Below are 22,908 nucleotides of genomic sequence, written 5' to 3' on the forward strand. Positions count from 1 at the left end.
GATCCAGAGAGGGGAGCGTTGTACCCCATCACTGCATCAGACGGTGGGCGTGACACGACTACCCGTCTGGATGCAGCGGTCCTTCAGAAGGGAGTGAATCGCGGCCCTGCGCGACGCGCGATGGATGCCGGATGGCGTGAGAGCTGGTAGTCACTGACAAGCCGTCGCAGTGGATCGGCCACGTCGGCATGCGCGTGCAATGACGCGATCACCTCGTCCCACAGCCCGCTTTGCGCCCAGCGCGTGAACCTGACATAGACGCTGTGCCATGGCCCCCATGCCTTCGGAAGGCGTCCCCAGGGCTGTCGCGTCATGGCGATCCACAGCACCGCCTCAAGAAATGCGCGTGTCCTGACGCCATTGCGCGCGCGCGCGCGGACGAGGGGTGGCAACGTCGCCACGACAGCGCTCCAGCGCGCCTCGTCCAACTGCAGTGTGGCGACCGAATCGTCCATTCCGACATCCCCGGCGATCGTCCCCCGGCTCCCATCCCACTCTTCCCTCATCGCTTGCCTCCTGGCGCTCCGAAAAAAGAACTGCGCGTTTCACTGCGCTGCGAAATCCTTCCGCTCGTCTTCTCTTTTCGCGCTGAACCCTCGGAAGCGGACATGCCGCAGCACGCCCACAGGCGTCATCGCACACAAGTCGCAAAGTTCCCGCACCAGCCGTCAAATTTATGTACTGGTCAGTTTGATATTCAGGAGGTGTTGTGAGCTGACGCGGATACTGCGTCCACCGTCACTCGTCGAAGCGACGGACACACAACAAAAAAAGAGAGAAACACGCCCCATGAAGAAGTCCTTGCTTGCCCTCACCCTGCTGGCTGCCGCTCCCTTCGCCGCTTCCGCTGCGGAAGGTGTTTCCTACAACTATGTGGAAGGTGGCTACACCGCGACGAACATCGATGGCCCCGATGCCGATGGCTGGGCGCTGAAGGGATCGGTCGCGCTTCACCCGAACTTCCATGTCTTCGCCGACTACAGCACGCAGGAAATCGACAACGTCAACGTCGATTTCGACCAGTGGCGCGTCGGCCTGGGTTACAACCATGAGCTGTCGCAGCGCGTCGACCTGTTGACCCGTGTGGCCTACGAGAAGGCGCGCACCGACGGTTTCAACATCGGCAGCACCCGCATCCCCAGCATCAGCGCCGACGGCTACAGCGTCGAAGTGGGCGTCAACAGCGCGCTGACCAACCGTCTCAACGGCTACGCGCTGGCCGGCTACGAGGATGGTGGCAGCGACTACGACGGTGATTTCTACGGCCGCCTCGGCGCGCAGGTGAAGTTCACCCCGAACTGGAGCGCCTCGGCCGACGTGAAGTTTGCCGACGGCGACACCCAGTGGTTCGTCGGCCCGCGTTTCATCTGGTAATCCACAACCGCGTTCCCGCGACGCGTCCCCCTCTCTCCCTGCGTCGCACCCCAAAGCCCGGCCTCCACGGCCGGGCTTTTCTTTGTGCAGGATCAGGTCCCCGAAAAAAGCCCGGCGTCGCCGGGCTTGTCTCATCGCACGCCGAAGCGGCTTACTTGAACAGCGTCTCCGGATACTCCGGCTTCTGTTCGCGCGCGAGCAACTGCTGAAGTCCATCGCGCGGAGTCAGGTCGCCGTGCAGCACGGCGCGCACCGCGCTGGAGATTGGCAGGTCGATGCCGTTGCGATCCGCCTGGCGCATGACTTCGTCGGCGGTCTGCACCGACTCCACTACCTGGCCGATCTCGCGCACGGCATCCTGCAGCGACTGGCCGCGACCGAGCGCGAGGCCCAGGCGACGGTTGCGCGACAGGTCGCCCGTGCAGGTCAGGACCAGGTCGCCGAGGCCGGCCAGGCCCATCAGCGTTTCCGGCTTCGCGCCGATGGCGGCGGACAGGCGCAGCATCTCGTTGAGGCCGCGCGTGATCAGGCCGGCGCGGGCGTTGAGGCCGAGCTGCATGCCATCGGATACGCCGGTCGCCACGGCGAGCACATTCTTCATCGCACCGCCGAGTTCGGCACCGACCATGTCGTCGCCGGTGTAGGCGCGGAAGGCCGGGCCGTGCATCACCTCGGCCACCGCCTGCGCGAAGTCCGCATCGGCGCCGTGCACGGTGACCGCGGTGGGGAGGCCCAGCGCGACTTCCTTGGCGAACGAGGGACCGGTGACAACGGCGATCGGCACGTCGGGACCGAGGACCTCTTCGGCGACTTCATGCAGAAAGCGGCCAGAACCCGTCTCGAATCCCTTGGTCGCCCACGCCACGCCCGCCTTGGCCGGACGCAGCGGCGCCAGCTTGCGGAGGGTCTCGGTGAACGCGTGCGACGGCACGACCACCAGCACCTGGTCCGCATCGACGAGCGATGCGGCCAGGTCGGTGGTGGCGCGCAGGGTATCCGGCAACGGAATGCCGGGCAGGTAGCGGGTGTTCTCGTGCTGGCCGTCGATGGCGGCCGCGACCACCGGGTCGCGACCCCACAACGTCACCTGGTGCCCGTGCCGCGCCATCAGCGCGGCCAGGGCGGTGCCCCAGGATCCGGCACCGAGCACCGCGATCTTCAGCACGTCGGCGGATTTCAGGTCAGACATCCGTCACCCCTGTGTGCGGCGTCGCCGCCCTGACGGGACCGTGCACCGGCGATCAGGCGTTGCCGACCGGTTCCGAGTTGGCCAGGCTGGCGTCGCCGCCCTGCGCAGCGCGCTGGCGCAGCGATTCGGCGTACAGCGCCTCGAAGTTGATCGGCTGCAGGAAGAACGGCGGGAAGCCGCCGGCCTGCACCAGATCGCTGACGAGCTGACGCACGTACGGGAACAGGATGTTCGGGCACTGGGTGCCGAGCAGTACGTCGACGGCCTGCGGCTCGAGGCCGATCAGGCCGAAGATGCCGGCCTGCTGCACTTCCGCCACGTAGGCAGTCTTGTCGCCGGCCTTGCAGGTCAGGGTCACGCCGAGCACGACTTCGAAGGCGTTCTCGCCCAGGCGCTGGACGCGCTGGTTGAGGTTGAGCTGCAGCTCCGGCTGCACGTTCTCGGCGAACACGGCCGGTGCGCCGGGAGCTTCGAAGGAAACGTCCTTGACGTAGATCTTCTCGACAGTGAAAGCGGGGCCAGCGGCTTCGGCGGTGGGCGCGACCGCGCCGTTGGTGATCTCGTCGGACATTTCTTTGACTCCGGAATCTGGATTGCAGCGGTGAATGGAAACTATCTCATGGCGACACGCGCGGCCCGCTTCAAGGGCGGGTCCGCGGCCACCGGGGAATCAGCGGCCCTTGACCAGCGGCAGATCGGCCTGCTGCCAGGCGGCGATGCCACCCTCGAGCGAGTAGACCTTCTCGAAACCGGCCTTCTTCAGCCGCTTGGCGGCGCCACCGGACGCCTGTCCGGTGCGGCAGACCAGCACCACGGGCTGGGACTTGGCCCCGGCCAGCAGCTTGTTCTCGGGGTCGAAGTTGCTCGGCAACACGTTGCGGCTGCCTGCGATGTGACCCTTCTCGAAGTCGTTGCTCGCCGACAGGTCCACCACCAGGGCGTTTTCGCTGTTGACCAGTTGGGTCAGCTCGGCCGGACGCAGGGTCTTGTAGCCGCGGAACAGGCGCGAAATCTCGGTATAGACGATGGCGACCGTCAGGCCGACGAGGGCCAGCGACAGCATCTGGTTGAACGGAGAACGAGTGGCGAAAGCCAGGATTTCTTCGAAATTCACGGGGTTGGCGATCTTCGAGCGGGCGGCGATTGTCGCACATGAGGCCGCCCGGGCGCCCGACGGCTATTCGCCATTCCAGAGGTCCGGCAGGCCCACGACCAGCCACCAGCGCTTGGCCTCGGGGTCCCAGCGCCAGCGCTCGCGGTAGCGCATCGTGCGCTCGGCCATGGTGTGCTTGTTGATGACGCGCAGCTCGATGGCCCGCTCGACCGTCCCGTCCGGACCGCCGCTGGACGACAGGTCGCGGTAGCCGGAGATCTGCACCTGCTGGTAGCGCTCGAACTCCAGTTCGGTCATCGGATGCTCCGCCTTGTACGCGGGATCGACGAGCTGCCACGCCGTCTCGAAATCGCCCCAGCGGATCGCCGCGGCGTAGGCGTCCTGCATGGGCTGCAGCTTGCCGCGTTGCATGCGGCTCTGCGCAGCGGCCGTGGCGAGCATGAGCAGCAGGCCCGTCGCCAACAGCAATTTCCCGATCATCCGCATGGCATCCCCCCGGTCATGGCCCGCATGCTACCGCTTCGCGATGGCGACGAAGCGCCCGCTCAGCGTGGTGGCCATGCCGCCTTCAGGCAGCCGCACGCAGGCATCCACCTGGATCCGCGCCCGGCCCCGTTGCACGAGCGTATCGATGAAGGTGTCCGGCGACTGGCCGTCGGCGAAGCTCGCGTCGGCGACCAGGTCGCCGTACAGGGGCGCGAGATAGCGGATCTGGCTGTCGGCGACGTAGACCTCCGCCTTGAGACCCGCCAACCGCAGCTTCAGCGTCACCAGACCCCAGCCGGCCACGGTCATCAGCGAGGTCAGGCTGCCGCCGAAGGCATTGCCCTTGTCGTTGACGTTGGCCGACAGCGGCGCGGTCAGCCGCAGGGCGTCGCCATGGAGGCCCTCCACGTCCACGCGCATCGCCGCCACCGGCGGCATGCCGCGGCAGTAGTCACGCAGTTCCTGCAGGGCTTCTTCCGGGCTCATCACTCATAATCCGCGCATGGGACATCCAACGCCGCCGGCATGGTACGTCATCTCGCTGCGGCCCCAGGGTGGCCACGATGCGCTGCGACGTGCCGCCCGCCGCCAGGGCGCGGGACTGCTGGCGCTGTCGCCGTGGCGCATCGCCCGGTGCGACGACGACGCCACGCGCGAATCCCTGCGCGCCGCGCTCGCCTGCCCCGTCGTCGTGTTCACCAGTCCGGCCGCCGTCGCCGCCGCACACGCACTGCAGCCGCTCCGCTCCGGCCCCGGACAGGCATGGCTGGCGGTGGGCAGCGGCACCGCGGCGGCCCTGCGCCGCGCCGGCATCGACCGCGTTGCGTTCCCGGACCGGATGGACAGCGATGGCCTGCTGGCGCTGCCCGGGCTGACGGAGCTCCGTGGCACCCCGCTCGGCTTCGTCACCGCACCGGACGGGCGCAACCTGCTGGTCCCCACGCTGGAAGCGCGCGGCGCCGAGGTGCGACGTGCCGACGTGTATCGGCGGGAGTCCGTACCGTTGGGCGCACGTGCACTGGCGGCATTCGACCGCCTGAGTGCGCCCGCCTGCCTGCTGCTCAGCAGCGGTGGCGCCCTGCAGCAGGTACTGGCGCAGCTGCCCGATAGCCTCACCGGACGCTTCACGGCGTTACCTGTCGTGACCGCCAGCGAACGCCTGGCGGACGCCGCGCGGGACGCCGGCTTCGCTCGCGTCGTCCTCGCCGACGGGCCGCGCCCCGGGCAGCTGGTGAAGGCGGCGTGCACCTTCCGTCCTGGCAGCATCCGGTAGCATCTGCGGCACCCGTCACGTTTTCCCTGCCGCCAAGGACGCCTGTGATCGACGACCTGCCCTCCGATACGCCCCGCTCCGGCGCCCGTACACGGCTGATCGTGGTGGTGCTGGTGCTGCTCGCCCTCGCCCTGGGTGCCTGGCGTGGCTGGGCATGGTGGCAGGCCCAGCGTGCGCAGGAACAGACCGCACAGTCGGCGGCGGAACAGCGCCTCGACGCGCTGGAATCGCGCACCGACGCGCTGCGTCGCGACCAGCGCGCGCAGGCGCAGCGGCTGCTCGATGCCGCCGCCACCAACCGCGTGCTGCGCGACGAAGTCCTCGGCCTCGGCCAGCGTGGCGCGTTGCTCGAGGAAAGCGTCGCCAAGCTCACCGATCCCACCCGCCATGGCGCGCAGGCGCTGCGGCTGGACGAAGTGGAACTGCTGCTCTCGCAGGCCGCGCAACGCCTGGACATCGCGCATGACCTCGCGGGCGCACGCCGCGCGTACGCGTTGGCCGCCGGCGCACTCGACGGCATTGACGACCATCGCCTGCTCAACCTGAAACAGGCATTGGCGCAGGAGCGCAGCGCGCTGGATGCGCTCGGCGACGGCCCGCGGGCGGACGGGCTGAAGCGGCTGGACGCCATCGCGGCCGCACTGCCCCGCCTGCCGCGTGACCGGACGACGACCGCAGCCACGCCCTCGCGACCCGCCTGGCAACGCTGGTTGTCGCCGCTGGTCGATGTCCGTCCGACCCGCGATACCACCCTGATCGCACCGGAAGAACGCGCCGCGGCCGATGCGGCGCTGCAGGTCGAGGTCAGCCTGGCGCGTGCCGCGCTGGAACGCAGCGACGATGCCGCCTGGCACGCCGCCTTGCAGCGCATCGACGCATGGCTGCCCAGGTTGTGGCCCGATTCACCGGAGCGACGCGGAGTTCACGCGCAATTGCGCACCTTGCAGACGACGTCGGCGCCGCCGCAGCCCACCGAACTGGGCAGCACACTCCAGCAACTTCGCATGTTGCGCAACGCGGGCCTGCGCCTGCAGCCGACGCCACCCATGGCAACCCCGGAGGTCTCGCCATGAAGCCGTTCCGCACCGTCGTGGTGTTGCTGTTGCTGCTGCTCGCCGGCGTGCTGGCCGCACAGTGGATGGCGGGTACCGACCGCGACCTGGGCGAGGTCTTCATCCGTTTCGGCGGCTACGACGTGCACACCAACGTACCGCGTGCACTGCTTTCGCTGTTGCTGATCGGTGCCGTGACCTGGTTGTTGTGGCGCCTGCTGACGCTGCCGTTCCGCGCGTGGTGCCGGCATCGCCGCAAGCAGGCGCGCGCGCGCCTCATCGACGGCCTGGAAGCCCTGCACGCGGGCCACTGGCAGAAGGCGGAGAAACTGCTGGAGCGCGCCGCCGCCGACGACGAAGTCGGCACCATCGCGTGCACCGCTGCCGTGCGCGCGGCACGAGCGCGCGGCGACGAGTCCGCCATCCAGCACCACCTCGCCGCGTTGCGCGCGCGTTCCGCACAGGCGCATGCGATCACCGCCGCGCAGATCGCGCTCGATGCCGGTCGCCCGCAGGAGGCGCTGGTCTTGCTGGATGCCACCGAGGTACAGCCACTGCCGCCACGTGGCCTGTCGCTGCGTGCCGAGGCCCTCGCCGGCGCTGCACGGGCAGGCGAGGCGTACGGTCTGCTGGGTGCGCTCAAGCAGCAACAGGCATTGGCGCCTCCCGTCTTCGATGCGCTGGAACTCCGCCTGGCCGCGCAGTCGTTGCATGAAGCCGCTGACCCCAACGTGCTGGCGGAGCGCTGGGAAACGTTGACCAAACCCCTGCGCCTGCAGCCGCTGGTCGTGGCCGCCTATGCCGAGCGCGCCGCCGCGCTGCGCTGGGAAGACGCGGCCACGCGCAGCATCGAACAGGCGCTGGAAGCGCGTTGGGACGAGGGCCTGGTGGCGCTGTACGGCCGCCTGCCCGTGGGCAAGCTGGACTCGCGCCGCGCCAGCGCGCAGCACTGGCTGCACGCGCATCCGGCGAGTCCGGCGTTACTGGTGACGCTGGGACGGCTCGCGCGCCAGCAGGGCCAGTGGACGGCGGCGCAGGAGTTCCTGCATCGCGCCATCGCACAGGGTGCGAGCGCCGAAGCCTGGGAAGAACTGGCGACCGGCTTCAATGAAGCCGGCGACACCGCCTCGGCGCAGCAGTGCCATGCCAATGCAGTGAAGGTCGCACGCGGCGACGTGCCGGTGAAGCTGCCCGTGCGCGACATGCGGCAGGAAATCCATGACGCCGCCGTCGTCGAGGAGCGCGACGCGCACGGCCTGCCGCGCCTCAAGGATTGACGTCAGCCGGCGGTCGGCTTTTTGCGCCAGCGCCGCCATCCGATCCCGCCAGCCAGCAGGACCAGCCACGCCGGCCACAGCGCGGCCAGACCGACGATCGTCTGCAGGCAGACGCCCCAGCCCACCGCCAGCGCATCGCCCAACTGGCTGAGGAAGCCAGGACCGTTGGCGCGGAACACGGCATCCACATCGACGCGCTCGCGGCTTCGTACCTGCACGTCCTGGCGCAGCGACAGCGTGATGGTGCTGAAGGCCACGCGATCCTCGAATTCCTTCTGCGCGATCAGCGCCTCGTCACGGCTGCTGCGGGCTTCGCCGCGCGCCTGGATGGCATCGGCCTTGTCGCCCAGCTTGCCCCCCGCCTGCACGGCGTCGCCGAGTTCCTGCTGCTGGTCCTGCGCGCGTTGCCGCGCCAGCTGCTGCCGCAGCAGGTCGAACTGCGCGTCGCGCGCGCTGAAGTTGCGGCGGTCCAGGAATTCCATCTGCGAGGCGATGGCGCGCAGGAAGCCCTGCGTGCGCTCGCTCGGCACGCGCACCGTCAATTCGCCCTGCAGCCAGTATTCGGCCAGTTCCCGCCGCATGCCGTTGCCGATCGGCCGGCTCTCCACGCGTTGCACCTGCGCCTGGATGTCGTTGTCGACGACGAAACCTCCCTGCTTCGCCACCTCGTCCTCGATCGCCAAGGCAGTGCGGTACACATCCTTGACCTGGAACTCGGCGGCGGCGGTGCGGATGAAGCGGCGCTGCGGGTCGGTCTGGGCCAGCACGTCGGAGGCCAACTGCGACGCCGCAACGCCGGGCGCCTGCGGCGCAGGCGCTTCGAGATTCTTCTGCGGGGCGGCCGCCGCAGCAGCATCGGCCGCCATTTCCTCCATCGCCGGCGCAGAGGCTGTTGCCATATCGGCATCGGCGGGTGCCACTTCGTGCTTGCTGCACGAGAGCGCCAGCAGCGAGAGCATCAAGACGGGGGCAACGCGATACATCCTTGGCATGCGCATGGAGACTCCGAACGGGACGTGATGGCCGACAGGCCGGCCAGACGTCCAACGCCTGCGGCGGCCCATCGGGGTTGGCCGGCATCATTCCATGGCCGCGGCAGGCCGCGATAGGCAGTGGCAGCCGGCTGCCTGCGTGTGACAATCCCGTCGCCTGCCTTCGGTGACCGACGATGACCCGACTCCTGCGTGCTTCGCTGCTCCTCGTCCTGCTGGCCGGCACTGCCGTACACGCCAAGACGCCGGTGGCGAGGGGAACCGGAGGCGCTGCTGCGACGATCAGCGAGCAGGCCACCCAATCCGCGATCACGATTCTGGATCAGGGCGGCAACGCGATCGACGCCGCGGTGGCCGCCGCGGCCACGCTCGGCGTGACCGACCCTTTCAGCTGCGGTATCGGCGGCGGCGGCTTCATGGTGGTCTATCTGGCGAAGGACCAGCGCGTGATCACGATCGATCATCGCGAGATGGCGCCGGCCGCCACCACGCCGACCTTCTTCATCGAAGACGGCAAGGAGATGGATTTCGACACGGCCGTCGCCAGCGGGCTTTCCATCGGCGTGCCCGGCACGGTGCGCGGCTGGGACGAAGCGCTGCGGCGCTACGGCACGATGTCGCTGGGACAGGTGCTGGCGCCAGCGATCAAGGTCGCGGACGAAGGTTTTACTGTCGACGCCAACTTCTCGAACCTGGTGGAACGGAACGAACGCAAGTTCACCCGCTTCCCGGCGACAGCGTCGCTGTACCTACGGAACGGCAAGGCGATCCCCGCCGGCACCCGGCTGCGCAATCCCGATCTCGCACGCACGTATCGCCTGCTGGCACGCGACGGAGCGGATGCGTTCTACGAAGGGCCGCTCGCGCGCGCCATCATCGACACGGTCAACCAGCCACCGACCGCGCCCGGTGTGTCGGTGCGCGGCAGCCGCATGACGCTGGCGGACCTGGCCAACTACGAGGCGCGCCTGCGCCTGCCGGTGCATTCGACTTACCGTGGTTATGACCTGTATGGCATGTCGTTGCCTAGCAGCGGTGGCGTGACCGTGTTCGAAGCCTTGAACCTCCTGGAGGGCTACGACCTCGCGTCGCTGCCGCGCACGCAGGTCGAGCATCTGTATCTGGAGGCGAGCCGCCTGGCGTTCGCCGACCGCGATGCCTACCTGGCCGATCCCGAGTTCGTTGACGCGCCGGTCGCGGGCCTCCTGAGCAAGGACTACGCCGCACAGCGCCGCTCGCTGATCGACGCGTCGCGCGCCGCATCAGGCCCCGTGACCGCAGGCGATCCCTATCCGTTCCAGCAGGATCCCAGCCAGCCGCTGCGACCGTCGCCGCGCGCGCTGCAGGCGGAAAGCGCGCACACCACGCATCTCACCGTGTCCGACAAGCATGGCAACGTGGTCGCCTACACCTTCACCATCGAAGACTGGGGTGGCAGCGGCATGGTGGTGCCGAGCTACGGCTTCCTGCTCAACAACGAGCTGACCGACTTCGATTTCACTCCGCCACACCCGAATATTCCCGAACCCGGCAAGCGCCCGCGCAGCAGCATGGCGCCGACGATCGCACTGAAGGATGGCAAGCCTTCATTCTCGATCGGCAGTCCGGGTGGTTCCACCATCATCACCACCGTGCTGCAAACCATCGTCAACTACGTCGACCTCGGCATGCCGATGGACCAGGCCATCGATGCGCCGCGGCTGTCGCAGCGCAATGGCGAAGTGACCGATATCGAACCCGGATTCGCCGACAGCGCACAGGCGAAGGCCCTGGCGCATCTCGGGCAGCGTTGGTCGGATCAAGCGGAAGAGATCGGCGCCGCGAACGCGCTGGTGTTCAATGCAGATGGCACGGTGACCGCGGTGAGCGAAGGCCACCGGCATGGCGTGGGGAGTGCGCAGGTGCAGCAGCCTGCGCAGCACGAAATCCGCTAGACCGGCGGATCAATCCAATTCCTGGGCAGACTTCGCTTGGATGAACTGCCTGACGACAACTCAATTGTCGATGCTGGTGACCTTCGCGTGGATGATGCACTCGCCGCGCGAAATCAGGTAGCCGCTGAATCCCCAGAAGCCGCCGCCAGCGAGTTCGGAGCTGAAATGAAACTCGTGCACCAGGTCAGAGTCCTCGATGCCCGGCAGTGTCGATTGCGAAAATCGCTGCGCCGTATCGAGCGCGCGTGTCGAAGAGGGCTCCGAGACAGACATGCGCTTGCGAAGTTGCTCGACCGTGCCGCCAGGGCACTGCTCTGTCGGGGTAATCATGGGACGAAGGTCCCCATACCAAGTCTGCGGATCGGACGGCAGGACAACTTCCTCGCCCGCAGCGACTGCCGAACTGGCTAGCAACAATCCAAGCAATGTCCAGCGCCGCTGCGACATTGCCCTAACCTCTATCGCTCGATGATGGCGACGACGCCCATCCCACCAGCCGTGCAGATGGACACCAGCGCGCGGCCGCCGCCGCGCTGCTTCAGTTCCTTGGCCACGGTGGCGACGATGCGCGCACCGGTGGCGGCGAACGGATGGCCGGTCGCCAGCGAGGAGCCGTTGGGATTCATCTTCGCCGGGTCGATCCTGCCGAGCGGCGCATCCAGGCCCAGGCGATTGCGGCAGTAGTCTTCGCTCTCCCACGCGCGCAGCGTGCACAGCACCTGCGCGGCGAAGGCTTCGTGGATCTCGTAGATGTCGAAATCCTGCAGCGTCAGGCCATGGCGCTTGAGCATTTCCGGCACAGCCACGGTCGGCGCCATCAGCAGGCCTTCGCCATGCACGAAATCGACGGCGGAGACCTGCGCATCCTTCAGGTAGGCCAGCGGCTCGTGGCCGTGCGCCTTCGCCCATTCGTCGCTGGCCAGCAGCACCGCGGCGGCGCCGTCGGTCAGCGGGGTGGAATTGGCGGCAGTCAGCGTGCCGCGGCCGGAGGTCTTGTCGAAGACCGGCTTCAGCGTCGCCAGCTTCTCCAGCGAGGTGTCCGGGCGCAGGATGTTGTCGCGTTCCAGCCCACGGAACGGGGCGATCAGGTCGTCGAAGAAACCACGCTCGTACGCAGCGGCCAGCTTCTTGTGCGAGGCGACCGCCAGCTCGTCCTGCGAGTCGCGCGAAATGCTCCACTCCTTCGCCATGTCCTCGCAGTGCTCGCCCATGCTCTTGCCGGTGCGCGGCTCGGCCACGCCGGGAAATTCGGGCTTCAGCTCGCCGAACCTGAAGCCACTGACCAGCGCCTTCAGCTTGTCCTGCGTGGTCTTAGCGCGATTGGCGGCCAGCAGGCGCGCGCGCAGCTTCTTGCCGTAGACGATCGGCACTTCGGAGGTGGTGTCGGAACCACCGCCGATGCCGGACTCGATCTGGCCCAGCGCGATCTTGTTGCCGATATGGATGATGGTGTCGAGGCTGGTGCCGCAGGCGCGCTGCAGGGTGATGCCCGGCGTCAGCGGCGACAGGCCGGACGACAGCGCGGCTTCGCGGCCCAGGTTCCAGTCGGACGAATGCTTGATCACCGCGCCCATCGCCACTTCGCCCAGCTGCTGCCCATGCAGGCCGAAGCGCTCGACCAGCGCGCCCAGCGTGCGCACCGACATGCCCAGGTTCCCCACATCCGCGTAGGCCGTGTTCTGGCGGCAGAACGGAATGCGGACGCCGCCGAGGATGGCGACGGGACGGGGAGCGGGCATGGGGACCTCGGTGCGGATGGCGATGGTGGGGTGGGTGAAGATGCGCCTGCGTACGGCAGGCATAATGGGGGAGTGTAATGCGCCCCTCCACCGCCTCCAACCGCTGACATGACTCGATCCCCAACCGGCCCCGTCGTCATGGGCGTGATGGCCCTGGAACTGGCCGCCGGCCACACGCCGCAGCGCGCGGCGCTGTCCGCGACCGAAGCGAGCGCTCTGGCGGAGAAGCTGGGGCGCGACCTCGCCACGCATGCGCCGCAGGTCCGTGACCTGGATCTCGTCCTGGCCGCGGCGCATTTCGACCCGGCAGAAGCGCTCCGGCCCGGCTGGTCGCTGCATCAGCGGCTGCGCGAGCTGCACCAGCGCGCGCCGGGACGTGGCGAAGGCGCACGCCTGATCGCGTTCGGCGCCGACGACACCGGTGACATCCCGATGCCGCTGCAAGCCGACGAGGGGTTGCGGGGCGGCCTGCTGCGCGTGGTGCCGTTCCTGCTCAGCGGCGATGACCACACGGTCGAGGCGGTCGGCGAACGGCTGGAGAGCGTGCTGCTGGAAACCGGCATGGCCCAGGCCGATACCGCATTGCTGGCGCAGACCGCGTTCGGCGCGCAGATCGAACACGCGCGCTACATGACCCTGCACGATCTCGCCGCGATGACGGCGATGCAGTACGACCACGGCGGCCTCGGCCCGTTGTGGCTGGTCATCGAGACGGCCCTGATGGCGCCGGCCGAGGAGTACTGGCTGGATGCACCGCCGGAGCCGCTGCTGCGCTACGCCGGCGGCGAGGTGCATATCGCCCTGTTCGAACCGGCCGCCTGGCGCGCGCGCTACGCCTCGCAGGACGTTAGCGACGAACGCCTGGAGCGCGCGTACCAGCATTTCCAGGCCCGCCAGCAGCAGATCGCCGCCGTGCTGGAAGCGCATGGTGTTCCGGTGACATTCGCGCATTGCCCGGGCAACACGGACGCACGGGAAACCCTGCAGTCGTAACGTGCGCTATGCGCACGCTCCGCGCTGCAAGTTACTGGGTGACCTTGATGATGCCGCACGCCACGCGTGCACCGGCGTTGCCGGCCGGCTGGCTGGCGTAGTCGTCCGGTGCGGCGTGCACGATCAGGGCACGGCCGGCGGCGTCGTTGACGGCACCACCGCCCAGCGTGACGCCTTCAATGTGTGCATCGACCTTCGCCACGCCATCCGCATTCGCGGTCAGGTTGTTCATGTCGCCGGCGTGGTGCGCGCCGCTGCCGGCCTTGCCGTGCGCGGCGTTGAACGGATTGAAGTGCGGACCGGCGCTGCTGGCGTCGGCGGCGCTGCAGTCGCCCTTCTCGTGGATGTGGAAGGCATGCGTGCCGTTGGCGGGCAGGCCACCGATTTCGCCCGTCAGGTGCAGGCCCTTGCCCATCGGCGTGAGGGTGACGCTGCCGCTGACCAGGCTGCCGGAGGCCGAGGCCAGCACGGCGACGGCCTGTTTGGCGGTGCTGGTGGTGGGGACGACGGTCGTCGTCGTCGACGAGGGCGAGGACGGAGACGGCGTGGTGCCGCAGGCGGCGAGCGCGAGGGCGGAAGCGGCGGCCAGCAAGGCGATGCGCATGGGAAGCTCCGGTTGCAGGGTGTGGCCGGCTACCGTAACGACCGATACCTTCATGTTCAATGAAAACGGAGGCGACCCGTCACCCGCGCTTGCGGCCGGGCCCCAGCTTGCGCGTCACCGTGTTGCGTCCCACGCCGAGCTTCGCCGCCGCTTCGGCGCGGCGACCGTGGGTCAGTTCCAGCGCCACTTCCAGCAGCGTCCGGTCGAGCCGCTCGCGTGCCTCGGCGTGCAGCGACTCCGCGCCTTCCAGCAGGCGACGGCGCGCCCATTCGCCGAGCGCGTGGTCCCACTCGCCGCGTCCGCCGGCGATCGGCGCATGCGACAGCGCGCCCTGCAGGTCGGTGGTGTTGATGACGTCGGCCGGCGCCAGGGCGGCGAGGCGCCAGCAGACATTTTCCAGTTCGCGCACGTTGCCGGGCCAGTCGTGGGCCTGCAGCAGGTCCAGCGAGGGATTGCTGAAACGCTTCGGCGCGATGTCCAGCTTGCGCGTGGCCATGGCGAGGAAATTCTCGGCCAGCTGCGGCACGTCGGCGCGGCGTTCGCGCAACGGCGGGAGCTGCAGCCGGACCACGTTGAGGCGGTGCAGCAGGTCGGCGCGGAAGCGGCCTTCGGCGACCAGGCCGTCGAGATCCTGGTGCGTGGCCGCGATCACGCGCACGTCGACGCGGATCAGTTCGCGCCCACCGACCCGGAAGAACTCGCCTTCCGCCAGTACGCGCAGCAGGCGCGTCTGCAGCGGCAGCGGCATGTCGCCGATCTCGTCGAGGAACAGCGTGCCGCCGTCGGCCTGTTCGAAGCGGCCGGTGTGGCGCTTCTGTGCGCCGGTGAACGCGCCGGCCTCGTGGCCGAACAGCTCGCTCTCCAGCAGCTCCGACGGGATCGCGGCGGTGTTCAGCGCCACGAACGGTTTGCGCGCGCGCGGCGACTCGTGGTGCAGCGCATGCGCGACCAGTTCCTTGCCGGTACCGGTCTCGCCGGTGATCAGCACCGACAACGGCGCCTGCGCCAACCGGCCGATGGCACGGAACAGCGCGCGCATGGCCGGCGTGTCGCCGATCAGTTGCGGGGTGGGCGCGGCGTCGCTGTCCTGCGTGGCATCCGCCGTCTCTTCCGCATCCGGCAGCGTGCGTGCCGCCAGCGCGACCGCGTCGTCGAGATCGAACGGTTTCGACAGGAATTCATGCGCGCCGCCGCGGAACGCACCCGCGGTGCTGGCGACGTCGGTGTAGGCCGACATCACGATGACGGGCAGCTGCGGGTGCGTGGCCTTCAGCTTGTCCAGCAGCACCAGGCCGTCGTCGCCCGGCATGCGGACATCGGTGAACAGCAGATCGGGCGCGCCGCGCGCACCCAGCGCGCTCAGCGCGGCGGCGGCGCTGTCGAAGCCGTCGACCGCATAGCCGGCGTCGCGCAGCGCGGTGGCGAGCACGAAGCGCACCGAGCGGTCGTCGTCGACCACCCAGATGCGGCGTGCGTCGGCGGCCGGGGTGGCGGCCAGGCGATCAATGGACATGACGTTCCTCGTCGGTGTCGTGCGGCGATTGCGGCAGCAGCAGGGTGAAGACCGTGTGGCCGGGGCGCGAGCGGTAGGTCAGCGACCCCTGGTGTTCGCGCGCCACCTGTTGCGACAACGCCAGGCCCAGGCCGCTGCCTTCGGCGCGACCGCTGACCAATGGCAGGAACAGGTGCTCGGCGAGCGCTTCGGGCACGCCGCGGCCGTCGTCGACGATCTCCACCCGCAGCGCCATCGCGTGCAGGTGGTCGTGGATGCGCGACCCGTGTTCGACGCGGGTGCGCAGGATGATGTTGGCCGCACCCGCCTGCAGGGCGTTGCGTACCAGGTTCCAGACCGCCTGGGTCAGGCGGTCGGCGTCGCCGGACAGTTCCGGCAGGCTGGGGTCGTAGTCGCGCTGCAGGCGCACCGACCACCCGCCCTCGTTCTCGGCCAGGCGCAGCACGCGCTCCAGCACGGTGTGGATGTTCAACGGCGCGTGCGGCCGTTGCGGCGAGGGCGACAGCAGTTGTTCCAGCAGGGTGTTGAGGCGGTTGATCTCGGATTCGATCAGTTCGATCAGCTCGCGCTCGTCGTCGTTGTCGTTGCGGTGCGCGGCCCGGCGGGCCAGCAACTGGGCGGCGCCCTTCAGGCCCGCCAGCGGATTGCGCAGTTCGTGCGCCAGCCCCTTCAATGCCGCGCTCAACGCATTCGGCAGCACCTGGGTGGGATCGAGCGCGGGAAACTCGTCGACCGGGTGCGCCTCCAGCAGCCAGCCGCCGCCCTCCAGCCGCGACAGCCAGCCTTCGGCGAAGCACGGCGACTCGCCCGGCATGCCCAGCGCCAGCCGGTGCAGGCGCAGGACGTCGCGGTCGGTGTTGTCAAGGAAGCGCGCCATGGCGTCGCCTTCGATCTCCAGGGCCGCCAGCGGTTGCCCGATCAGGCGGCGGGTACTGACGCCCAGCCAGCGGGCGAAGGCGGGGTTCACGCCGCGGATCAGGCCGGCGGCATCCGCCCAGGCCACCGGCGTGCTCAGCGCGTCGGTGGTGGGTTCGAAACGCATGGGGGACGGGGCCGGAGACGACATTGCACCAGTTTAGTGCAACGCCGCCTCCGGCATGCCATCAGGCCTCGTAGGCCGATTCGCCGTGCGCGGCGATGTCCAGGCCCTCGCGCTCGGCGTCCTCGGCCACGCGCAGGCCGAACACGACCTTGGCGATCAGGAACGCGACCACCGACACCACGCCGATCCAGACGATGGTCAGGCCCACGCCGGTCGCCTGCTTGATGACCTGCGCGACCATGTCGAAGTCCTCGGGACCCGGGCCACCCAGCTTCGGCGAGTTGAACACGCCGGTCAGGAGGGCGCCGACGATGCCGCCGACCGCATGCACGCCGAACACGTCGGCGGTGTCATCGACCTTCAGCAGGCGCTTCAGGCCGGTGACGCCCCACACGCAGACCACGCCGGCGATGAAGCCGATGGCGACGGCGCCGAACGGACCCACCAGGCCGGCGGCCGGGGTGATGCCGACCAGGCCAGCCACCGCACCCGAGGCGACACCCAGCGCGGACGACTTGCCCTTGAAGATCTTCTCGGTGAGCGCCCAGGCGATCACGGCGGCGGCGGTGGCGACCAGCGTGTTGATGAAGGCCAGTGCCGCGCCCGCGTTGGCTTCCAGGTTGGAGCCGGCGTTGAAGCCGAACCAGCCCACCCACAGCAACGAGGCGCCGACATACGTCAGGGTGACGTTGTGCGGCTTCAGCGCGGTCTGGCCGTAGCCCAGGCGCTTGCCGACGAAGTACGCGCCGATCAGGCCGGCCACACCCGCGTTGATGTGCACCACGGTGCCGCCGGCGAAGTCCAGCGCGCCCAGTTCGAACAGGTAGCCACCGGTGGCCCACACGATGTGCGCGATCGGCAGGTAGCCGAAGGTGAACCAGATCACCGAGAACAGGATGACCGCGGCGAACTTCATGCGCTCGGCGAACGCACCGACGATCAGCGCGCCGGTGATGCCGGCGAATGTCGACTGGAACGCGACGAACACGTACTCCGGCAGGCTGACGCCGTCGGTGAACGTGGCGGCCAGCGTTTCCGGCGTCACGCCCTTCAGGAACAGCTTGTCCAGGTTGCCGACCCACGCGCCTTCGCCCGAGAACGCCAGGCTGTAGCCGTAGACGATCCACAGCACCACCAGCAGCGAGAACACGGTGATGACCTGCACCAGCACGGACAGCACGTTCTTCGACCGCACCATGCCGCCGTAGAACAGCGCCAGGCCGGGCACCACCATCATCAGCACCAGCAGCGTGGATGTCAGCATCCACGCCACGTCGCCCTTGTCGACCGTCGGTTCGGCGGCGGCTTCCGTGGGCGCCGCTTCCGGCGCGGGCGCTTCGGTGACCGTCTCGGTGACAGTCTCGGCGACCACCTCGGCCGCAGGCGCGGCCTCTGCGGTCGCTTCAGCCGCCGGCGGCGGCGCGGGGTCCTGCGCGATGGCGGTCGCCGCCACGCCCAGGGTCATCAGGCCGAACGACGCGGCCAGGAAAAGCACGTGCGCACGGGTCTTCCACCCGGACAACAGTCGAGTCTTCATGTGGGGCTCCGAGTGTTAGAGCGCGTCCGCGCCGACTTCGCCGGTGCGGATGCGGATGACCTGGTCGATGGTGGTGACGAAGATCTTGCCGTCGCCGATCTTGCCGGTGCCGGCCGCCTGCTGGATGGCCTCGATGACGGCCTCCAGTCGCTCGTCGGTCACGACGGTTTCGATCTTGATCTTGGGCAGGAAGTCGACGACGTACTCGGCGCCGCGGTACAGCTCGGTGTGGCCCTTCTGCCGGCCGAAGCCTTTGACTTCGGTCACGGTGATGCCGGACACGCCCGCTTGCGACAAGGACTCTCGGACCTCGTCGAGCTTGAACGGCCGGATGATGGCGGTGATCAGTTTCATGCGCATACCCCGATGGTGGATGGAACCGGCCGACCGGAGCCGGCCGGCGGTTTCAGGTCACCGGTGCGCGCAACCCCCTGGCCGCGTGCACGTGATCGGTGCGGAGCGATGCATGAACCGCCTCCGTGCCTGCCGCGATCGACTGCGGCAGGAGCGGATGACGTGGGAGGGAGCTGCGGTTCATGGACCTCTCCTGTGTTTCCCCGGTTACAGCGTTGGTGCGATCTCCGTGAATCGAAGACGGGTGGTGCCCCGGTTCCCCAACCGGTCGAAGGCATCGCAAGGCGATGTCTTCAATAAAGTGCGGCGATGGCGACGGGTGGGAGGGGAGATCCGTCGCCATCGCCGCGAGAACTCAGTGCGCGCCCGCTGCGCCGTGGAGGACCGGCGTGCGGCCCTCCACGTGCATCGCGATGTGCGCGTACGCCGGCATCAGCTGGCGTAGTACAGCTGGTATTCCAGCGGGTGCGTGGCCGCGCGGAACTTGGTCACTTCCTGCATCTTCAGCGCGATGTACGCGTCGATGAAGTCGTCCGTCATCACGCCGCCGGCCTTGAGGAAGTCGCGATCCTTGTCCAGTGCGTCCAGCGCCTGGTCCAGGCTGGAGCAGACCTGCGGGATGTTCTTCTCTTCTTCCGGCGGCAGGTCGTACAGGTCCTTGTCGCTCGGCGCGCCCGGATCGATCTGGTTCTTGATGCCGTCCAGACCGGCCATCATCAGCGCGGTGAAGGTCAGGTAGCCGGACTGCAGCGGATCGGGGAAGCGCATCTCGATGCGGCGCGCCTTCGGATTGGCGACCCACGGAATGCGGCACGAAGCGGAACGGTTGCGCGCCGAGTAGGCCAGCATCACCGGCGCCTCGAAGCCCGGCACCAGGCGCTTGTAGCTGTTGGTGCCCGAGTTGGAGAAGGCGTTGATGGCGCGGGCGTGCTTGAAGATGCCGCCGATGTACCACAGCGCCAGCTGCGACAGGCCACCGTAGCCGTCGCCGGAGAAGAGGTTCTGGCCGCCCTTGGCCAGCGACTGGTGCACGTGCATGCCGCTGCCGTTGTCGCCGACGATCGGCTTGGGCATGAAGGTCACGGTCTTGCCGTTGCGGTGGGCGACGTTGCGCACCACGTACTTCATGCGCTGCAGCTCGTCGGCCTTCTTGACCAGCGTGTTGAACTTGGCGCCGATCTCGCACTGGCCGGCGGTGGCGACTTCGTGGTGGTGCACTTCGACCTCGATGCCGACCTGTTCCAGCGTCTTGCACATCTCGGCACGCAGGTCGTGCAGCGAGTCGGTCGGCGGCACCGGGAAGTAGCCGCCCTTGATGCCGGGACGGTAGCCGCTGTTGGCGCCGTCGTAGCTCTTGCCGCTGTTCCAGGCGCCTTCCTCGGAGTTGACCTTGAAGAAGGTGTTGCCCATCTCGTTGGCGAACTGCACCGAGTCGAAGATGAAGAACTCGGGTTCCGGGCCGAAGAACGCCAGGTCGGCGACGCCGCTGGCCTTCAGGTGGGCTTCGGCGCGCTTGGCGATGCCGCGCGGATCGCGCGTGTAGCCCTGCATGGTGGCCGGGTCGAGGATGTCGCAGACCAGCACCAGGGTCGGATCGGCGTAGAAGGGATCGAGGTAGGCGGTGCTGGGGTCGGGCAGCAGCACCATGTCGGACTCGTTGATGCCCTTCCAGCCCGAGATCGACGAGCCGTCGAACATCTTGCCGTCTTCGAACAGCGAGGCATCCACGATGCTGGCCGGGAACGTGACGTGCTGTTCGATACCGCGCATGTCGACGAAGCGCAGGTCGACGAACTCGACCTTGTTGTCCTTGATCAGCTTTTCAACGTTCTCCAGGGACATCTCGAAACCTCGGGTTGGATAAGAATGTCCGGATATAGAGCAATCGCCGTGCCAACCCCGAATAACGGGCAAGCCATTGATTTACATGGACTGGATTGACGCTGCCTTCACGGCGAATCCCTTTTTTGGTGCACTTGTCGGCCGCCATAACCCAAAACAGTGCGCGGCCGTTTCCCTTATTCTTTGCCACCCCTTCCCAGCGCCTGGCCACGATGACCGACCTGTTCGCCGCACTGCTGCTCGGCATCCTCGAAGGCCTGACCGAATTCCTGCCCGTCTCCAGCACCGGCCACCTGCTGATCGCGCAGCACTGGCTGGGCGAGCGCTCGGACTTCTTCAACATCGTCATCCAGGCCGGCGCGATCCTCGCGACGACCCTGGTGTTCCGGCGCCGGATCTGGGAACTGACGACCGGCTGCTGGCGCGACGCCGAGGCCCGCGACTATTCGATGAAGCTGGCCGCCGCCTTCCTGGTCACGGCGGCGGTCGGGCTCCCGGTCCGCCTGGCCGGCTGGGAACTGCCCGAGACCGTCACACCGATCGCCTGGGCGCTGATCATTGGCGGCGTCTGGATGCTGGTGGCCGAACACTTCGCCGAGAAGCGGGGCGACGTCGCCACGATCACCTGGAAGGTGGCGATCCTGGTGGGCCTGGCGCAGGTGGTGGCCGGCGTATTCCCCGGCACTTCGCGCTCGGCCGCGGCGATCTTCATGGCGATGCTGGCGGGTACCAGCCGGCGCTCGTCGGCGGCGGAGTTCGTCTTCCTGGTCGGCATTCCCACCATGTTCGCGGCCAGCGGCTACGCCTTCCTGGAACTGGTGAAGGACGACGCGCTGGGCAGCGAGAACTGGGGCGAGGTGGCGCTGGCCTTCGCCGCGGCCACGGCGACCGGCTTCGTGGTGGTGAAGTGGTTGCTGGGGTTCATCAAGTCGCATCGCTTCACCGGCTTCGCGATCTACCGCATCGTGCTCGGCGCGCTGCTGCTGTTGCTGATGCCGGTCGGCAGCTGAATCCACGGCGGCACTCGCCTTCACCCCGTTCCAACCCGCCACGCGTTTGCATAGGCCACCCTTGGAGGACACCGCCATGAAACGACTGCTGCTGCTCGCCCTGCCGCTGGCCCTGGCCGCCTGCACGAAACCCGCCGATCCTGCGACGGCCCCGGCCGACGCCACCCCCGCCGCGACGACGGCTCCCGCAGCGCAGGCCGCCGATGCCAGCCTGCTGCCGAAGTACCACTGGACGCTCAACGAGGCGACCGACGCCCAGGGCCAGCGCATCGCGACGCTGTTCGCTCGCGCCGATCAGCCGGTTCAACTCGATTTCCGCGACGGTCGCGTGGCTGTGTCCAACACCTGCAACCGCATGGGCGGCACGTATACCGTCACCGACGGCTCGCTGACGGCCGGACGCCTGGTCTCCACCCAGATGGCATGCACGGACAGTGCCGTGATGGCGCTGGACCAGGAAGTCGGCAAGCGCCTCGAAGGCACGTTGAAGATGGCCACCATGGCGGGCGAGACGCCCACGCTGGCGCTGACCACCGCCACCGGCGACGTGCTCGCCTTCACCGGCGAGCCCACCGCGGAAACCCGCTACGGCGGTGCCGGCGAGCGCGTCTTCCTGGAAGTCGCGGCCGAGACCAAACCCTGCAGCCACCCGCTGATCCCCGACAAGCAGTGCCTGCAGGTGCGTGAGGTGAAGTACGACGACAAGGGCCTGAAAGTCGGCACGCCCGGCGAGTTCGAGCACTTCTACGACAGCATCGAGGGCTACACGCACGAGCCCGGCGTACGCAACGTGCTGCGCGTCGACCGCTATACGGTGAAGAACCCGCCGGCGGATGGATCCTCGAATGCCTACGTGCTGGACATGGTCGTGGAGTCGGCCAACGAGAAGCCCTGAGGTCGACGCGCCAGCGCTGGTTGGCGCCGGCCTGCCATGATCCAGCCAGCCGCTGGCTCAGGCATGTATCGCGGGATTCAACGTGTAGGTCGCATGCACCGCTGCCTCGCCCAGCACGTGTCCCTGCATCGCGCGCTCGACATCGCCCGCGGTGAAGCGCTGTGGCAGATCGAGCGTGGCGACGTCCAACGCGAACAGGCGGAAGAAGTACCGGTGCGTGCGCAGGTCGTTGAACGGTGGATACGGGCCGTCGTAGCCGTAGTAGTCCCCGCCCATCTGCGCGTCGCCGGCGAACCAGCCGGTGTAGTCGTTCAGACCCTGTCGCGCACCGGCCGGTCCGGGAGGCTGCTGCTTGCCCTTGGCGGTGATGCCGTCGCTGCAGCTGCCGGCCGCGATCTCGCGCACGTCCGCCGCGATGTCGGCCATCGCCCAGTGGATGAAGTGCGCGCGCGGCTGTTCGACCGGAATCTGCACGTCATCGCGACCGACGGTCTCGGGGACCGTCGGCGCATCCGGGTCGATGCACAGCAGGGCGAAGGACTTCGTGCCTTCCGGGACGCCCTCCCACGCGAGGTGCGGGTTGCGGTTGCCGGCGAAGCCGTCCGGCTGGCCCATCGCGAACTCGGCCGGGATGGGTGCCATGTGCTTGAAACTGTCGCTCCACAAACGCATGCGTCACTCCTGCAGG

24 protein-coding genes are annotated in these 22,908 nt (G+C 68.3%); 8 read left to right on the forward strand and 16 right to left on the reverse strand.

The features are described 5' to 3' along the window. Positions 1-83: 83 nt before the first annotated feature. Positions 84-455, reverse strand: a complete 372-nt coding sequence (locus CSC78_RS00905; protein WP_162336024.1) for a transposase — start codon at positions 453-455, stop codon at positions 84-86. A gap of 334 nt (positions 456-789) precedes the next feature. Here CSC78_RS00905 and CSC78_RS00910 point away from each other — a divergent pair, with 334 nt between their 5' ends. Continuing rightward, entirely contained in the window at positions 790-1,374 is a 585-nt protein-coding gene (locus CSC78_RS00910) for an OmpO family porin (RefSeq protein ID WP_162336025.1), read from the forward strand. A gap of 151 nt (positions 1,375-1,525) precedes the next feature. On the opposite strand, the gene CSC78_RS00915 is transcribed toward CSC78_RS00910, so the two are convergent. From CSC78_RS00915 to CSC78_RS00935, 5 genes are all read right to left on the reverse strand, one after another. Beyond that, complete coding sequence (locus CSC78_RS00915) at positions 1,526-2,563, reverse strand: NAD(P)H-dependent glycerol-3-phosphate dehydrogenase (protein WP_162336026.1); 1,038 nt, start codon at positions 2,561-2,563, stop codon at positions 1,526-1,528. 52 nt (positions 2,564-2,615) lie between these two features. Continuing rightward, a complete protein-coding gene (gene secB, locus CSC78_RS00920; RefSeq protein WP_162336027.1) occupies positions 2,616-3,134 on the reverse strand; it encodes a protein-export chaperone SecB in 519 nt (172 codons plus the stop codon). A 99-nt stretch (positions 3,135-3,233) separates the two neighbouring features. Further along, positions 3,234-3,677, reverse strand: a complete 444-nt coding sequence (locus CSC78_RS00925; RefSeq protein ID WP_162336028.1) for a rhodanese-like domain-containing protein — start codon at positions 3,675-3,677, stop codon at positions 3,234-3,236. 63 nt (positions 3,678-3,740) lie between these two features. After that, entirely contained in the window at positions 3,741-4,163 is a 423-nt protein-coding gene (locus CSC78_RS00930) for a hypothetical protein (protein ID WP_162336029.1), read from the reverse strand. 27 nt (positions 4,164-4,190) lie between these two features. Next, on the reverse strand, positions 4,191-4,649 hold the full coding sequence (locus CSC78_RS00935) for a YiiD C-terminal domain-containing protein (protein ID WP_162336030.1): 459 nt from the start codon (positions 4,647-4,649) through the stop codon (positions 4,191-4,193). Positions 4,650-4,665: 16 nt separating this feature from the next. Here CSC78_RS00935 and CSC78_RS00940 point away from each other — a divergent pair, with 16 nt between their 5' ends. The 3 genes from CSC78_RS00940 to CSC78_RS00950 are packed head-to-tail and all read left to right on the forward strand — an operon-like array spanning position 4,666 to position 7,765. Beyond that, on the forward strand, positions 4,666-5,436 hold the full coding sequence (locus CSC78_RS00940) for a uroporphyrinogen-III synthase (RefSeq protein ID WP_162336031.1): 771 nt from the start codon (positions 4,666-4,668) through the stop codon (positions 5,434-5,436). Positions 5,437-5,483: 47 nt separating this feature from the next. Continuing rightward, positions 5,484-6,509, forward strand: a complete 1,026-nt coding sequence (locus CSC78_RS00945; RefSeq protein WP_238391132.1) for a uroporphyrinogen-III C-methyltransferase — start codon at positions 5,484-5,486, stop codon at positions 6,507-6,509. Next, complete coding sequence (locus CSC78_RS00950; RefSeq protein ID WP_162336032.1) at positions 6,506-7,765, forward strand: heme biosynthesis HemY N-terminal domain-containing protein; 1,260 nt, start codon at positions 6,506-6,508, stop codon at positions 7,763-7,765. Before CSC78_RS00945 ends, CSC78_RS00950 begins: the two co-directional genes overlap by 4 nt. Positions 7,766-7,767: 2 nt before the next feature. Here the strand turns inward: CSC78_RS00950 and CSC78_RS00955 are convergent, their stop codons facing one another. Continuing rightward, positions 7,768-8,763, reverse strand: a complete 996-nt coding sequence (locus CSC78_RS00955; RefSeq protein ID WP_162336033.1) for a DUF4349 domain-containing protein — start codon at positions 8,761-8,763, stop codon at positions 7,768-7,770. A gap of 170 nt (positions 8,764-8,933) precedes the next feature. On the opposite strand from CSC78_RS00955, the gene ggt reads away from it, so the two are divergent. Further along, entirely contained in the window at positions 8,934-10,691 is a 1,758-nt protein-coding gene (gene ggt / locus CSC78_RS00960) for a gamma-glutamyltransferase (RefSeq protein WP_162336034.1), read from the forward strand. Between the two features lie 60 nt (positions 10,692-10,751). On the opposite strand, the gene CSC78_RS00965 is transcribed toward ggt, so the two are convergent. Further along, complete coding sequence (locus tag CSC78_RS00965) at positions 10,752-11,138, reverse strand: hypothetical protein (RefSeq protein ID WP_162336035.1); 387 nt, start codon at positions 11,136-11,138, stop codon at positions 10,752-10,754. Between the two features lie 11 nt (positions 11,139-11,149). Further along, positions 11,150-12,430 (reverse strand): acetyl-CoA C-acetyltransferase, encoded by a 1,281-nt coding sequence (locus CSC78_RS00970; RefSeq protein WP_162336036.1) that lies wholly within the window; start codon positions 12,428-12,430, stop codon positions 11,150-11,152. Between the two features lie 108 nt (positions 12,431-12,538). On the opposite strand from CSC78_RS00970, the gene CSC78_RS00975 reads away from it, so the two are divergent. Then, complete coding sequence (locus CSC78_RS00975; RefSeq protein ID WP_162336037.1) at positions 12,539-13,423, forward strand: hypothetical protein; 885 nt, start codon at positions 12,539-12,541, stop codon at positions 13,421-13,423. A gap of 31 nt (positions 13,424-13,454) precedes the next feature. On the opposite strand, the gene CSC78_RS00980 is transcribed toward CSC78_RS00975, so the two are convergent. The 6 genes from CSC78_RS00980 to glnA all read right to left on the reverse strand — a co-directional run bounded on the left by CSC78_RS00980 (position 13,455) and on the right by glnA (position 20,315). Further along, positions 13,455-14,027: a superoxide dismutase family protein gene (locus CSC78_RS00980; RefSeq protein ID WP_162336038.1), complete on the reverse strand. Its 573-nt coding sequence runs from the start codon at positions 14,025-14,027 to the stop codon at positions 13,455-13,457. Between the two features lie 79 nt (positions 14,028-14,106). Beyond that, on the reverse strand, positions 14,107-15,540 hold the full coding sequence (gene ntrC, locus CSC78_RS00985; protein WP_162336039.1) for a nitrogen regulation protein NR(I): 1,434 nt from the start codon (positions 15,538-15,540) through the stop codon (positions 14,107-14,109). Beyond that, a complete protein-coding gene (locus CSC78_RS00990) occupies positions 15,530-16,582 on the reverse strand; it encodes a two-component system sensor histidine kinase NtrB (RefSeq protein ID WP_162336040.1) in 1,053 nt (350 codons plus the stop codon). Before CSC78_RS00990 ends, ntrC begins: the two co-directional genes overlap by 11 nt. Before the next feature lie 61 nt (positions 16,583-16,643). Further along, positions 16,644-17,954, reverse strand: coding sequence for an ammonium transporter (locus CSC78_RS00995; RefSeq protein WP_379608850.1), 1,311 nt, complete (start codon positions 17,952-17,954; stop codon positions 16,644-16,646). Positions 17,955-18,134: 180 nt separating this feature from the next. Beyond that, a complete protein-coding gene (locus CSC78_RS01000; RefSeq protein ID WP_055941078.1) occupies positions 18,135-18,473 on the reverse strand; it encodes a P-II family nitrogen regulator in 339 nt (112 codons plus the stop codon). A 432-nt stretch (positions 18,474-18,905) separates the two neighbouring features. Beyond that, complete coding sequence (glnA, locus tag CSC78_RS01005) at positions 18,906-20,315, reverse strand: type I glutamate--ammonia ligase (protein WP_162336042.1); 1,410 nt, start codon at positions 20,313-20,315, stop codon at positions 18,906-18,908. 212 nt (positions 20,316-20,527) lie between these two features. Here glnA and CSC78_RS01010 point away from each other — a divergent pair, with 212 nt between their 5' ends. Further along, positions 20,528-21,325 (forward strand): undecaprenyl-diphosphate phosphatase, encoded by a 798-nt coding sequence (locus CSC78_RS01010; RefSeq protein WP_162336043.1) that lies wholly within the window; start codon positions 20,528-20,530, stop codon positions 21,323-21,325. A 76-nt stretch (positions 21,326-21,401) separates the two neighbouring features. Further along, complete coding sequence (locus CSC78_RS01015) at positions 21,402-22,220, forward strand: META and DUF4377 domain-containing protein (RefSeq protein WP_162336044.1); 819 nt, start codon at positions 21,402-21,404, stop codon at positions 22,218-22,220. Positions 22,221-22,277: 57 nt separating this feature from the next. Here the strand turns inward: CSC78_RS01015 and CSC78_RS01020 are convergent, their stop codons facing one another. Beyond that, positions 22,278-22,892 (reverse strand): YbhB/YbcL family Raf kinase inhibitor-like protein, encoded by a 615-nt coding sequence (locus CSC78_RS01020; RefSeq protein ID WP_162336045.1) that lies wholly within the window; start codon positions 22,890-22,892, stop codon positions 22,278-22,280. Positions 22,893-22,908: the final 16 nt, after the last annotated feature.

The organism is Pseudoxanthomonas japonensis, from assembly GCF_010093445.1.
In the GTDB taxonomy this organism is placed as follows: domain Bacteria; phylum Pseudomonadota; class Gammaproteobacteria; order Xanthomonadales; family Xanthomonadaceae; genus Pseudoxanthomonas_A; species Pseudoxanthomonas_A japonensis.

Bases quoted from the DNA above. Each gene is read 5' to 3' on its own strand.
- CSC78_RS00905 (WP_162336024.1), bottom strand. From the start codon at position 455: ATGGACGATTCGGTCGCCACACTGCAGTTGGACGAGGCGCGCTGGAGC.
- CSC78_RS00910 (WP_162336025.1), top strand. From the start codon at position 790: ATGAAGAAGTCCTTGCTTGCCCTCACCCTGCTGGCTGCCGCTCCCTTC.
- CSC78_RS00915 (WP_162336026.1), bottom strand. From the start codon at position 2,563: ATGTCTGACCTGAAATCCGCCGACGTGCTGAAGATCGCGGTGCTCGGT.
- secB (WP_162336027.1), bottom strand. From the start codon at position 3,134: ATGTCCGACGAGATCACCAACGGCGCGGTCGCGCCCACCGCCGAAGCC.
- CSC78_RS00930 (WP_162336029.1), bottom strand. From the start codon at position 4,163: ATGCGGATGATCGGGAAATTGCTGTTGGCGACGGGCCTGCTGCTCATG.
- CSC78_RS00935 (WP_162336030.1), bottom strand. From the start codon at position 4,649: ATGAGCCCGGAAGAAGCCCTGCAGGAACTGCGTGACTACTGCCGCGGC.
- CSC78_RS00940 (WP_162336031.1), top strand. From the start codon at position 4,666: ATGGGACATCCAACGCCGCCGGCATGGTACGTCATCTCGCTGCGGCCC.
- CSC78_RS00950 (WP_162336032.1), top strand. From the start codon at position 6,506: ATGAAGCCGTTCCGCACCGTCGTGGTGTTGCTGTTGCTGCTGCTCGCC.
- CSC78_RS00955 (WP_162336033.1), bottom strand. From the start codon at position 8,763: ATGCGCATGCCAAGGATGTATCGCGTTGCCCCCGTCTTGATGCTCTCG.
- ggt (WP_162336034.1), top strand. From the start codon at position 8,934: ATGACCCGACTCCTGCGTGCTTCGCTGCTCCTCGTCCTGCTGGCCGGC.
- CSC78_RS00965 (WP_162336035.1), bottom strand. From the start codon at position 11,138: ATGTCGCAGCGGCGCTGGACATTGCTTGGATTGTTGCTAGCCAGTTCG.
- CSC78_RS00970 (WP_162336036.1), bottom strand. From the start codon at position 12,430: ATGCCCGCTCCCCGTCCCGTCGCCATCCTCGGCGGCGTCCGCATTCCG.
- CSC78_RS00975 (WP_162336037.1), top strand. From the start codon at position 12,539: ATGACTCGATCCCCAACCGGCCCCGTCGTCATGGGCGTGATGGCCCTG.
- CSC78_RS00980 (WP_162336038.1), bottom strand. From the start codon at position 14,027: ATGCGCATCGCCTTGCTGGCCGCCGCTTCCGCCCTCGCGCTCGCCGCC.
- ntrC (WP_162336039.1), bottom strand. From the start codon at position 15,540: ATGTCCATTGATCGCCTGGCCGCCACCCCGGCCGCCGACGCACGCCGC.
- CSC78_RS00990 (WP_162336040.1), bottom strand. From the start codon at position 16,582: ATGCGTTTCGAACCCACCACCGACGCGCTGAGCACGCCGGTGGCCTGG.
- CSC78_RS01000 (WP_055941078.1), bottom strand. From the start codon at position 18,473: ATGAAACTGATCACCGCCATCATCCGGCCGTTCAAGCTCGACGAGGTC.
- glnA (WP_162336042.1), bottom strand. From the start codon at position 20,315: ATGTCCCTGGAGAACGTTGAAAAGCTGATCAAGGACAACAAGGTCGAG.
- CSC78_RS01010 (WP_162336043.1), top strand. From the start codon at position 20,528: ATGACCGACCTGTTCGCCGCACTGCTGCTCGGCATCCTCGAAGGCCTG.
- CSC78_RS01015 (WP_162336044.1), top strand. From the start codon at position 21,402: ATGAAACGACTGCTGCTGCTCGCCCTGCCGCTGGCCCTGGCCGCCTGC.
- CSC78_RS01020 (WP_162336045.1), bottom strand. From the start codon at position 22,892: ATGCGTTTGTGGAGCGACAGTTTCAAGCACATGGCACCCATCCCGGCC.